At 47.6% G+C, this 12,407-nt stretch carries 12 protein-coding genes; 10 read left to right on the top strand and 2 right to left on the bottom strand.

Features of this window, described 5'->3' with window-relative positions; translation table 11 throughout:
• Positions 1-79 precede the first annotated feature (79 nt).
• The 10 genes from J2S00_RS01885 to spoVAE all read left to right on the top strand — a co-directional run bounded on the left by J2S00_RS01885 (position 80) and on the right by spoVAE (position 11,182).
• Complete coding sequence (locus J2S00_RS01885; protein ID WP_307334829.1) at positions 80-1,888, top strand: L-lactate permease; 1,809 nt, start codon at positions 80-82, stop codon at positions 1,886-1,888.
• 257 nt (positions 1,889-2,145) lie between these two features.
• Positions 2,146-3,897: an ABC transporter transmembrane domain-containing protein gene (locus J2S00_RS01880; RefSeq protein ID WP_307334827.1), complete on the top strand. Its 1,752-nt coding sequence runs from the start codon at positions 2,146-2,148 to the stop codon at positions 3,895-3,897.
• A gap of 3 nt (positions 3,898-3,900) precedes the next feature.
• Entirely contained in the window at positions 3,901-5,718 is a 1,818-nt protein-coding gene (locus J2S00_RS01875) for an ABC transporter ATP-binding protein (RefSeq protein ID WP_307334825.1), read from the top strand.
• A gap of 128 nt (positions 5,719-5,846) precedes the next feature.
• Positions 5,847-6,056, top strand: coding sequence for a DUF1657 domain-containing protein (locus J2S00_RS01870; protein ID WP_307334823.1), 210 nt, complete (start codon positions 5,847-5,849; stop codon positions 6,054-6,056).
• Between the two features lie 104 nt (positions 6,057-6,160).
• Positions 6,161-8,185: an electron transport protein gene (locus tag J2S00_RS01865; RefSeq protein WP_307334821.1), complete on the top strand. Its 2,025-nt coding sequence runs from the start codon at positions 6,161-6,163 to the stop codon at positions 8,183-8,185.
• A gap of 5 nt (positions 8,186-8,190) precedes the next feature.
• Complete coding sequence (locus J2S00_RS01860; RefSeq protein WP_307334819.1) at positions 8,191-8,397, top strand: DUF1657 domain-containing protein; 207 nt, start codon at positions 8,191-8,193, stop codon at positions 8,395-8,397.
• 43 nt (positions 8,398-8,440) lie between these two features.
• Entirely contained in the window at positions 8,441-9,301 is an 861-nt protein-coding gene (locus J2S00_RS01855; RefSeq protein ID WP_307334817.1) for a DUF421 domain-containing protein, read from the top strand.
• Between the two features lie 13 nt (positions 9,302-9,314).
• Positions 9,315-9,791, top strand: a complete 477-nt coding sequence (spoVAC, locus tag J2S00_RS01850) for a stage V sporulation protein AC (protein ID WP_307334815.1) — start codon at positions 9,315-9,317, stop codon at positions 9,789-9,791.
• 3 nt (positions 9,792-9,794) lie between these two features.
• Positions 9,795-10,820, top strand: a complete 1,026-nt coding sequence (gene spoVAD, locus J2S00_RS01845; protein ID WP_307334813.1) for a stage V sporulation protein AD — start codon at positions 9,795-9,797, stop codon at positions 10,818-10,820.
• 5 nt (positions 10,821-10,825) lie between these two features.
• A complete protein-coding gene (gene spoVAE / locus J2S00_RS01840) occupies positions 10,826-11,182 on the top strand; it encodes a stage V sporulation protein AE (protein WP_007505546.1) in 357 nt (118 codons plus the stop codon).
• A gap of 13 nt (positions 11,183-11,195) precedes the next feature.
• Here the strand turns inward: spoVAE and J2S00_RS01835 are convergent, their stop codons facing one another.
• A complete protein-coding gene (locus J2S00_RS01835) occupies positions 11,196-11,564 on the bottom strand; it encodes a DUF4363 family protein (RefSeq protein WP_307334810.1) in 369 nt (122 codons plus the stop codon).
• Positions 11,565-11,587: 23 nt separating this feature from the next.
• Positions 11,588-12,319 (bottom strand): DUF421 domain-containing protein, encoded by a 732-nt coding sequence (locus tag J2S00_RS01830; protein WP_307334808.1) that lies wholly within the window; start codon positions 12,317-12,319, stop codon positions 11,588-11,590.
• Positions 12,320-12,407: the final 88 nt, after the last annotated feature.

Below are 12,407 nucleotides of genomic sequence, written 5' to 3'. Positions count from 1 at the left end.
TGTTTCCTTTCGGCTGATTTTTATCTGAATGTTAAGTGTTATGTGATTATTATCATTTTTTAAGAATGGAGAGGATTACATGAGTACGGGAATGCTAGCTTTTTTGTCATTATTGCCCATTGCCACCGTCCTGGTCTTTCTTGTCATTTTGAAGTGGCCGGCCAGCAGGGCTATGCCGATCTCCTATGTAGTGGTGGTTTTGCTGGCGCTGTTTGTCTGGAAAGTGCCGGGAGCACAGATTGCCGCCGCTACTGTTAACGGGCTCGTCGTGACAGGAACCCTTTTGTACATTATTTTTGGTGCGATTTTGTTGTTAAACACACTGAAGGAAAGTGGTGGGCTTAGAACCATTCGCCAAGGTTTTACAGACATTACCCCAGATCGCCGCATACAAGTGATCATTATCGCCTGGTTATTCGGTTCCTTCATAGAAGGGGCTGCGGGATTTGGTACACCAGCTGCTGTTGCCGTCCCCTTGATGGTGGGCTTAGGCTTTCCGGCTATGGCTGCAGTGGTGTCAGGCATGATTATTCAGTCAACCCCTGTCTCGTTTGGGGCAGTGGGAACTCCCATCTTGGTTGGTGTGAATAGCGGGCTGGGCAGTGGCACAGATGAAGGAGTCACCTCTTATATCACCCAGCTTGGCTATGCAGACTGGAACCTGTTTTTAAATATGATTGGCGCTAAGGTAGCTTTGTTGCACGCTTTGGCAGGAACGCTTGTTCCCTTAATTCTGGTTGCCTTTATGACCGGATTCTTTGGCAAAAACAAATCATTTAGCGAGGGGCTTAAAGTATGGAAGTTTGCCTTGTTCGCCGCCTTTGCCATGACTATTCCGTACCTGATTGTAGCCAATATATTAGGACCTGAATTCCCGTCCATGCTTGGTGGGCTGATTGGTTTGGCCATTGTTGTAACCGCTGCCAAAAAAGGCTTTCTCATGCCTCCAAAAGAGGAATACTGGGATTTTGACGAAAAGGAGAACTGGGATCCGGAATGGATTGGCCGCATTACATTGGAAGACATGGAACACAAAAACGGCAGGATGAGTATGTTTAAGGCTTGGGCCCCTTATATTCTGGTCGGCTTGTTTCTTGTATTGACACGGTTGAAAAGCCTTCCGTTTGAAGACTGGTTGAAAGCATGGACCGTGACGTTTCCCAATATTTTTGGAACAGAAATCACTGCTAGTTTTCAGCCCCTGTTTTTACCTGGAACAATCTTTATTCTTGTCTCCTTAATCACATTCTTCATTCACCAGATGGATGCAGCTTCTTACAGGCGTGCCTGGGCCGGTTCTGGCAAAACGATGATTGCGGCTTCAACGGCACTTATTTTTACCGTGCCCATGGTGCAGGTGTTTATTAACACTCAGGGAGGGGCAGCCGGGTTTGAACGGATGCCCATTGCCCTGGCCGATGGCGTGGCAGCACTAGCGGGATCGGCCTGGCCCTTGTTTGGGGCTTTCATCGGCGGCTTGGGTGCTTTTGTAGCGGGGAGCAATACAGTAAGTAATATGATGTTCTCCTTGTTCCAGTTCGGAGTGGGGGACCGGATTGGTGTTGACCCCGTTTGGATTGTGGCCCTTCAGGCCGTGGGCGGTGCAGCCGGAAACATGATCTGTGTGCATAACGTTGTGGCTGCTTCGGCTGTGGCTGGTTTGATCGGGCGGGAAGGGACAGTGATTCGTAAAACGATGTTGCCCTTTCTCTATTATGCTTTGACGGCAGGTGCCACTGTTTACGCTATTGTTTGGTATGGTGAAAAAGGATGGTTCAATGTGGGCACCCTGATATTACTGGGCATCATTGCTGCCGCCATTTATATTATCAGCACCAATCAAAATCGCCTCAATCATCTTGGGTCCGACAAGCACTTTACGTCTTAAGCGGCTTTTGTTATCTCTCTTTTTATTGCAAGCATCTCTCCTTTTATTAAAGGCCCTGTCTGCAGGTAGGGCTTTTTTTTTGTTTGGTTTTTGCCAGATAGACAGTCAATCGCATTTGACAGTCCTTAAGCACCTTTACAATTCAGGCGGATAACGATATAATTTTTCTGCTCTTCAAAATTTTGATTCGGTTCAGGATTAAACGTTTTCATCGTATACTGATCAGCTTAGTTTATTTAAGGACTGGAGATAAGACGATGAGCATTTTTAAAGATTTATTGTGGTTTTTTAAACGGGAAAAAACAAGTTACCTGTCAGGTGTTATGTTATTAATGCTTGTCTCATTGCTCACTTTGCTGCCGCCCTATGTGGTAGGGCTTATTGTGGACGGCATCGCCGAGGGATCATTAACCCCGGCTGAATTGTGGCGCTGGCTGGGCATATTACTTGGCTCTGGTGTGTTGGTGTACGTGTTTCGTTTTGCCTGGCGGATATTGATTTTTGGGGCTGCCTTACGGTTGGGGCGCTTGTTGCGCAACCGCCTGTATCATCATTTTACCCGGATGAGCCCTGAATTTTTTGAGCAGCGGCGCATCGGAGATTTGATGGCTCATTCCACCAATGATGTGCAAGCCATTGAAGCCACCGCGGGGGAAGGGGTGTTAACCTTTGTTGATTCCCTGACGCTGGGAGGTTTGGTGATTATCATCATGTTTACCGCGATTCATGCTCCGTTAACCTTGATTGTCTTGATTCCCATGCCATTTATGGCCTGGGCCACCAGCTACTATGGCAAACTGCTGCATCAGCGCTTTCATCTGGCTCAAGCGGCTTTTTCAGATTTAAATGATAAAGTACAGGAGAATATCTCCGGCATGCGGGTGATTAAAGCTTTTGGACGGGAAGAAGCGGAAAAAGCCGCTTTTCGGCGACAAACCGATGATGTTGTGCGTAAAAACATTGCCGTGGCCCGCATCGATTCCCTGTTTGATCCCACCATCTCTCTCATTGTGGGTATTTCATTTTTCCTGGCGATTGGCTTTGGCTCCTGGTTTATCGTCCGCGGAGAGATGACAGTGGGGCAGCTGACCACCTTTACCATGTATTTGGGCCTGTTGATTTGGCCTATGTTGGCTTTTGGCTGGCTGTTCAATATTGTGGAAAGAGGGCGTGCCTCTTACGACCGCGTCAATCGTCTGTTAAGTTTAGAGCCTGCTATCAAGGAGGAAAAAGGGGCCCTTGTTAACAAACCCCAGGGTGATATTGAGTTTGATATTCACACTTTCGTCTACCCCCCGGGACAACATCACCCCGCTTTGCAACATATCTGCATCCGGCTGGCTAAAGGCCATACTTTGGGCGTGATCGGCAAAACGGGAGCAGGGAAAACCACCTTAGTTCGGTTAGTGCTGCGGGAATTTGATTGTACCCAGGGAGATATTCAAATTGGCGGCGTCTCCATCTACCGCTATAGGCTGGATGCTTTGCGGGAGAGTATTGCCTATGTGCCGCAAGATCATTTCCTGTTTTCAGCAACGATAAGGGAAAACATTGCCTTTGGAAATCCACAAGCGACGATGGAAGAGATTGAAGAGGCAGCCCGGATCGCCTGTATTCATGACGATATTCTGCATTTTGACCAAGGTTATGAGACGGTTGTGGGTGAAAGAGGGGTCACCTTATCCGGAGGGCAGAAGCAGCGTATTTCCATTGCCAGGGCCCTGCTGATGGATCCTGAAATTCTCATTTTGGATGATGCACTGTCGGCCGTAGATGCCAAAACGGAAGAATCGATCCTACAAGCACTTAAGGCTTTCCGGCGCGACAAGACAACGTTGATCACTTCACACCGCTTAAGCAGTGTGGAGCATGCCGAGGAAATTATTGTGCTTAGCGAAGGCCAAATTGTGGAGCGGGGGACCCATCGGGAGTTGATAGCCCTTGGTGGCTGGTACCGGCTCATGTATGAGCATCAACAACTGGAATCGCTCGTGGAGAAAGGGGGATAAACGGTGAGTCAGTCACTTGCTTCTAGCCACTCGGAACAGCGCGTTGCAGAAGAAAAACTAAGCAGGAAACATGTATTTAAGCGCTTGCTGGGCTATACGCGCCCCCATTGGAGAGGGCTGAGTAGTGCTTTTCTGGTTCTGCTTTTGGCCACGGGAGCCGATCTGGTCGGGCCGATACTGGTACAAACCTTTATTGATGACTATCTTACCCCGGGCTTGTTTGACTGGCAGGCTATTGTTTTTTTGGCCGCATTATATATCTGTTTGCATTTAACATCGGTGGCCCTAACCTATTATCAGTCGTTCTCTTTTCAAAAAATTGCCCAATACATCATCCAGCAGTTAAGGATGGATGTGTTCAGCAAAGTCCAGCATTTAGGTTTGAGCTTCTTTGACCGTACTCCGGGGGGAAGTCTTGTCTCCCGGATCACCAACGATACGGAAGCCATTAAAGAATTGTATATCAGTGTTCTAGCCATTTTCCTTCAAAGCACAGTCTTTCTATTGGGCATTTTTGTGGCTATGTTTTATCTGGACACCCGCTTAGCCTTGTTTTGCCTGGCCCTGCTCCCTTTGATTATCGCGGTGATGAGTCTCTACCGCCGCTTAAGTTCCCAGGCCTATCACATCACCCGTCAAAAGCTGAGCTTGCTTAATGCCAAATTAAACGAATCCTTGCAAGGAATGGGCGTCATCCAAGCTTTCCGTCAGCAGCAGCGTTTGCGGGATGAGTACTACCGCATTACCGATGAGCATTATAAAGCCCACCTAAAAACCGTTCGTTTTAATGGCTTATTGCTGCGGCCAGCCACTGACTTGATTTATCTTGTGGCCATCGTACTTGTGTTAGGTTATTTTGGGCACCAATCCTTTTTAAGCGGCGTGGAAATAGGGGTGGTATGGGCTTTTGTTACTTACCTGGATCGCTTCTTTGAACCTGTCAATATGATGATGATGCGTCTGTCCCAATTGCAGCAAGCTTTGGTTGCCGGAGAACGGGTTTTTGGGCTTTTGGACGAGACTGAGTTGGCTCCCGGTCAGCAAGGCACCGGGAATCCTGTTATCACTTCAGGCCATATTGAGTTCAGAGACGTGACGTTCAGTTATGACGGCAAAGTAAATGTGCTCAAAAATATCTCCTTTGAAGCCAAGCCGGGACAAACAGTGGCTCTGGTCGGCCATACCGGAAGCGGCAAAAGTTCCATTGTTAACCTGCTGCTTCGCTTTTATCCCCTTAAACAAGGACAAATCTTAATCGATGGCGTGCCTCTTGAACATTACAAGGATGAGGAATTGAGAAAGAAAGTGGGCTTGGTGTTACAAGATCCCTTTTTGTTTGTGGGTGATATCCGCTCTAATATTACCTTAAACGATCCATCGTTTTCTGAGCAGGATGTTCAGGCAGCGGCCAGGTTTGTGCAAGCAGATTCGTTTATCGAAAAACTGCCTCGCACCTATCAGGAACCGGTGGGAGAGCGGGGAGCCACATATTCCAGCGGTCAGCGCCAATTAATTTCCTACGCCAGGACAATGGTCAGAAATCCAAAGATATTGGTTTTGGACGAAGCCACAGCCAGTGTGGATACAGAAACAGAGGAAGCAATTCAGGAAGCATTGGCCAACATGCGCCAAGGCCGGACAACGATTGCCATTGCCCACCGGTTATCTACCATTCAGGAGGCAGACCTGATCCTGGTCTTGCACAAAGGTGAAATCATCGAAAGGGGAACCCATCAAGAACTATTGGCCAAAAAAGGACTCTATTATAAGATGTACTTGCTGCAACACGGTATAAATGAGAAGCTATCCGTACAGGGGTAATGTTGACTATCTATATACTTGGATGTATCAAGTTGTGAGGAGGTTGCTCTGAAGAGCAATCTCTTTTTTTTCCATTCATGAAAATAGTGAGGAGGGGACACGTTAATGAAGGGAAGGGAGTGAGACACATGACAGTACAAACCCAATTACAACAAGCCATCTCTTCAGCCAAAAGTGTTGAAGCCAGCTTAGCCCAGTTTGCTTTGGAAACACAAAACCAACAGGCTAAGCAATTGTTTCAACAATTGGCTCAGCAACAAAAAAACATCGTCACCCAACTGGAAGGGCGTTATCAGCAAGTGTTGGATGAAGAGCCCCAATTTAAGCAACAACAATAAAGGACTACAAAAGCGGGAAACCCAAGATGTTCATCTTGGGTTTCCACAGCCTATCGTTTTAATGTTTTTACAAGAGTTTTATCAGGATAAAAGGAGCTTTGCCAATGAAGTGGTTGTTAAGGGGAGCTGTGTTTGTTGTTTTTCTTCTCGGACTGATTGTGATTGTTACCCTCTATGTTGTAGAACCCCGCTATGCCTATATGCCTCCTGAAAACAACATCATAGCTGCACCCGGTCAATATGCCAGTTTGGCAAACGAAGATCGGGGTGTGGATTATGGTTATGATTTGTGGGGACAATTTATCACCCGGGAAGAGTCACAGCAATTATTACAAACAGAGGAAGGACAAGCGTTATTGGCTCCGGAGAACGGCGCGGTTAGAGTGGATGATCAACTAGTCCGCTTAGGCCGGGAAATGTTTTATAAAGAAACGTTTGGCAATGAGGTTTTTTTAACTGATATTTTAGGGCTTCTTGATGGCCCCTTAACCCTGCAAAATATCATGAGAGCAATCATGGAGTTAAAGGGTGAAGGAACGGATAATTTGCAGGTTGAGCTGGCCGAAACGGTCAAGATTGGAGACAAGATTTATCGTAAAGGAACCAAAATCGATACAGGGCTCGATGTCCCCAAAGGGTCTTATACCCCTTTAGGCATGCCGATTACATTATCTGAAGGGCGCGTCCGAGTCGGCATCAGTTGTGCCGCGTGCCATGCTACGGTTGACCGTGAAACAGGAATGGTGGTGGAAGGGGCCCCGAACAGCAATTTAAATGCAGGGCTTCTTTTGGCTTTAGCGTCCAATTCAGCTGCCTATCTGACCAATACGGAGATTGAAGCGTTGCAAAACTACATAAGAGATGAGGGACGGACGGTTGAAACAAGTGCTGGAAAGAAGGTGCCTCTCCCTGATCCTTATGAACTGGAAAAGGCTGTTGATGAGGTCCTGGCCAGCTGGCCGCCAGGCAACTTTGATTCGACAATGGACCTGACAGCCAATCCTGCCCAAATTCCCGACTCATTCACTTGGGGAGATCATCCTTATGGTTGGAGTGGTTTTGCCTTTGCTGGCCCGTTTAACGGTTTGAGCAGTTTAAATAATAATGTTCATGCCCAGAACTCTGATCTTTTGGCACAGTACGAGCAAAGTGAAAGCTTATTTGGCATAGATAAAGAGGTTTATATCGGCACCATTTTGCAAAATGCAGCCAATCCCAAATTTCGTTACCGCCCTGAATCCGGACAAAAACCGTCGGAGTTTTTCAAGGAGATAGATCCAACACCTGGTTTTGTGGGGATCAACGAAAATATAAAGCCGCCTACTTTTCCTAATGTCTCTTTCTTTACTCCCAATGGCACTATCGTTAGTTCTCCCGGTTACCACGTAGGTGAACAAATCAATGCCCTGTCTGCCTATCAGAATGGGTTGAGGGCACCTGAACCTAAGATTAAGTTGGATCGAGATACGGTTCAGAAAGGGCGGGAAGTGTTCCGGCGGGCAGGGTGTATCAGCTGTCATGCCGGTCCTGCTTATACCAATAACCGTGTCATTTCCGCAGGCGAGATCCAGACGGAACCGACGAGGGCAAAAGCTTTTAAAGGGACACAAAAAATCATGAAAAACCCGGTGATCTATCCGCCGAATACCCCGGTCCCCGTGCCTGAAAATGCCTCGGTGTTGGAAGTGCCTATTGACCATGTTGATCCCGAGCAAATTAAACTGGCCTATGCCTATGGCACAGATGGGGGATACAAGGTTAAGGGCTTAGTGGGCTTGTATTGGTCGGCTCCTTACCTGCACGACGGGGGTGTGGCCGTCGGGCCTGATCCGGACCAACAAGTGGGTTTGACCGGAACCTTGCTGAAAGGAATTAAACCGGACCCTGAAAACAGTTTACGTGCCTTGGTGAACCGGTCCCTGAGAGCAAAAGTTATTGAGGCGAACCGCCGTTCACCTCAATTGCAACAGGCCCGTGTCACAGGGAGCGGCCATCACTATTGGGTGGATGAGGAGGCGGGCTTTACACCCGAAGAGCAAGAAGCCTTGATCCAATATTTAATTTCTTTAAATGAACCGGAAGCCCAACTGTCAGCCACTGAAAACGCTAGGCCTCTAGAGGAGGAATGATGTTCATGACCGTCGCTTCAAAGTTAAAACAAACCATAGCTTCTTTAAAAGGGGCGGCAGCGACCATGGAGACATATGCCGCCCACCATCCTGACCAACAGGTTAAAGAAACATTTAAAACATGCAGGCAGCAAGCGGAACAGATCATAGCCGAGCTGGATCAGCGTTTGCAGGAAATGGAATTTGAAGAGCCGCAATACAAAGGCTTTTAACATCGTGAGTGCAGGCAAATGAAAGAAAGGGTGAATGTGGAATATGCAGGAATGGTTAATCATTGTTTTGCGGACGGCGGGGCTGTTCGCACTCCTTCTGCTTGCCGTGCCGCTCTTAGGACGCAAACCTGTCTCGGGCATGACTTGGTTTGACTATATCGTGGGTTTGGTTACAGCGGTCATGATCGCCTTGATCGCCTTGAATGTCGTTCAAAATCTGGCTTATGGCCTGATTGGGCTGTTCATTTGGTTTCTCGCTGTGCTGCTCGTTCAGTATTTGGTGCAAAAGTCCAAATGGGCCCATGACCATTTCTATGGCAAGGAAATTGTGGTCATTAAAAACGGTAAAGTGTTGGAAGAAAATCTGCAATCGGCCAGATTGACGGGTGAAGAGCTGTTATCCCAGCTCAGACGCAAAAACATTTTCCAGGTGGCCGATGTAGAATTTGCCGTGATGGAGGCCAACGGAGATATCACAGCCTTGCCTAAACGGGAAAAACAGCCGCTTACTCCGCAAGACATGCGCTTAAACGTCAGTCAGGCCCGGGAGCCGCAAACCGTGATTTTAGATGGAAAAATAATGGATGAGCCCCTGACCAGCCTGGGTTTAAATCGTGAATGGTTATTTACCGAGTTGAAAAAAATAGGAGTAAATCCCGAAAATGTGTTTATTGGCCAGGTGGATTCAATGGGGGAACTGTATCTCGATCTGTTTGATGATGCCATTCAGCTTCCGCAACCCAAGGCCAAAGCTTTGTTACTGGCTACATTGAAAAAAGTGGAAGCTGATCTGCTAAGCCATGCATTGGAGACCCAAAATCAGGAATGGAAACGGAAATACCACCAGTTTGCCAAGGAGCTTAAAGAGCTAACGGAACAATTGGAGCCTCATCTTACAACCTAGGAGTGAAGTAATCATGTCAGATAAAAAGAAAAAAACATTGACCCCTACTCAGAAGGAATACCAGCTTTTTGCCAAGGTACGGGAGCCCAAACGCCCTCTCTTGATGAATTGTTTGCGCGCGTTTTTAGCAGGGGGTGCTATTTGTGCGCTGGGACAGGCCATCACCTTGTTCTATACGACCTTTTTTGACTTTACCGAGCGGAAGGCAGGGGATCCGACAGTGGCGACCCTTATTCTCATTGCAGCATTGTTGACGGGATTTGGGGTGTATGACCGTATCGCCCAGTGGGCCGGTGCAGGGACAGCGGTACCTGTGACTGGCTTTGCCAATGCGATTGCTTCAGCGGCTATTGAGCATCGCAGCGAGGGTTTTGTCTTAGGTGTCGGGAGCAACATGTTCAAACTGGCCGGTCCCGTCATTGTCTTTGGTGTGGTAGCCGCTTTCTTTATTGGCATTATCCACTATCTCATCACGAATTTAGGAGGATAATCAATGCTGCAAGGTCATCAGACATGGATTTTTCCCAGTCAGCCTGTTATTGCTTCGGCTGCGAGCGTGGTTGGTCCTTTTGAAGGAAAAGGGCCGTTAGCCCGTGATTTTGATTTGATCCATGGTGATACCTGGATAGGACAGGACAGTTGGGAAAAGGCAGAAAAGCGACTGCTGGAAGATGCTTGTGAAAAAGCGATCGAAAAAGCAGGGCTGGAAAAAGAACAGATCCAATTTTTTATCGGCGGGGATCTCATGTCTCAGCTGATTTCCAGCAATTTTGCGGCACGGACACTTGCAGTTCCTTTTTTAGGCGTCTTTGGTGCTTGCTCCACTTCGATGGAAGGGCTGGCTTTAGCGGCCCAATTGGTGGACAGTGGTAATGCCCATACCGTTTTATGCGGCACAAGCAGCCATAATTCCTCAGCTGAAAAAACGTTCCGCTATCCGACGGAATACGGGGGACAAAAACCCCCTACGGCCCAATGGACGGTCACTGGAGCGGGAGCAGCCATTATTCAGTCCGGCCAAAAAGCGGTCTCCAACACAGGGCTCCATATTACATCTTGTACGATAGGAAGAGTTGTAGATATGGGCATCACCGACCCGTTCAATATGGGGGGAGCTATGGCCCCTGCGGCAGTTGATACCATTGAAGCCCATTTCAGGGACTTGAGGGTCTCTTTTGCCGATTACGATTTGATTGTGACTGGGGACTTGGGACGTGTCGGGTATCGCATCGCTTATGACCTCATGAAAAAACACGGTCTTGATGTCTCAGAGGACAAGTTTCAAGATTGCGGCATCTTAATGTATGGCGACCATCCTGAAGTTTTGGCCGGGGGTAGCGGAGCGGCTTGTTCAGCTGCGGTCACCTATGGTCATCTGTTTAAAGGCATGATGGAGGGGAGATGGCGCAAAATTATGGTGGCAGCTACTGGGGCCTTGTTATCTCCCATTACGGTTCAGCAAAAGGAAAGCATTCCTTGCATTTGCCATGCTGTCGTCATTGAAAGCAGAGGAGGATGAGGCAGATGATTGCCAGCTTCTTTTGGGCGTTTGTTGTAGGAGGGCTTATTTGCGTGATTGGACAGATCATGCTGGATTTCTTTAAGCTGACCCCCGCCCATACTTTAACCATACTGGTGGTGAGTGGGGCAGTTCTGGATGGATTGGGACTGTATGAACCACTGATCGATTTTGCTGGTGCGGGCGCCACCGTTCCGATTACCAGTTTCGGTAACGCACTGGTTCATGGGGCTTTGGCTGAAGCAGAAAAAAACGGTCTCGTTGGCATCGTGACCGGTATTTTTGAAGTCACTAGTGCCGGTATCTCTTCAGCCATTATATTTGGATTTTTGGCCGCACTGATTTTTAAACCAAAGGGGTAAGAACGGAAGCGAATCAAGAGCCAAGGCTGTCCCACAGCTCGTAGAAATAATAAATGTCCACCAGAAGTGCTTGGTCATCTTCCGCTTCCACACTTCCTTTCATCCTGGCCAGTGCTCCGCTTATTTCAAACACCGTTTCCCGCTCAACACTGAACTGAATCCGGTTGACCACTTTTTGCCATGCTTTGCTGGCATAATCGATGCGTTCCCGGGCTTGTTCCCAGTCCTTGTTCTTGGCAAGGGTTTCCAGCTGTTGAATTGCTTCATACACTTTGTCATCCTCACCAAAGGGCTGCTTTAAATATTTGCCTCCAGCCATCACGGAGATACTGAGTGCAAGAAACAGGGTGGGAACGATGTATAACAGCCATTTGCGCCACATGACCTTTCACCTCACCAACATTTTTAGAAGGGTCCTTTGTAATCGCTGATATCTGCCTTGTTGCTGACCCGGTCCTCAAACTTGTCCACATATAATAACCCGTTAGGAAGAATGGCAGCGAAAGAGACTTCTTTGGGGTCCTGGATCCCTTGTGCTTTTAGTTGAAGTCTAAGCCAAGCCATATCCTTGCTTCTTTGTTCCAGATTTTGTTTTAAAACAACACCGTCATGGATCACTTCTGTCATCATTTCAGCCGGTTGGACCGGTATATTGAGATCTTTGGGAGTAACCGGTTGATGCGCTGCTTTGGGGAGAACCGAAAAATTGCCGTCAGGTTCCAAGATGGCATATTGGACTTGCGTGATATCAAACATATTTTTCTGGCGCAGCTGCATGAATAACTCATCCCGGGTGACACGGGCAGTTTTGAGGTTGTTCTCCAATATCTTTCCATTTTGTATGACCACCACCGGTTCTGAATCGACCACTTTCGATAAATAGCGGTTTTTGAGATCTGTGTATTGGAGAAGACCAACAACCGAAACAAAAACGGTTAAGCCCAGCCAATGTACCCATGCTTCTGTGGACAAATCTGTGGCCAGGGTTCCCGCCATGGAGCCAATGGTAATCCCATTAATATAGTCAAAATAGGTCAGGTTGCCCATTTGCTGTTTACCTAACAAGCGGGTATAAATGAGCAGTGTGAAAAAAGAGATCAGGGCCCGCACAATCACCACAAGGGATTCTTCAATCATGGATAGTTCCTCCTGCTGATAGTACAGATGGGAAAGGTAATATTTGCTAAACTATCGCTAGTATTTAATTTTTTAGGCAAAATTATGT

The sequence above is a fragment of the Caldalkalibacillus uzonensis genome, from assembly GCF_030814135.1.
In the GTDB taxonomy this organism is placed as follows: domain Bacteria; phylum Bacillota; class Bacilli; order Caldalkalibacillales; family Caldalkalibacillaceae; genus Caldalkalibacillus; species Caldalkalibacillus uzonensis.
This window is presented reverse-complemented; position numbering and strand designations above follow the sequence as displayed.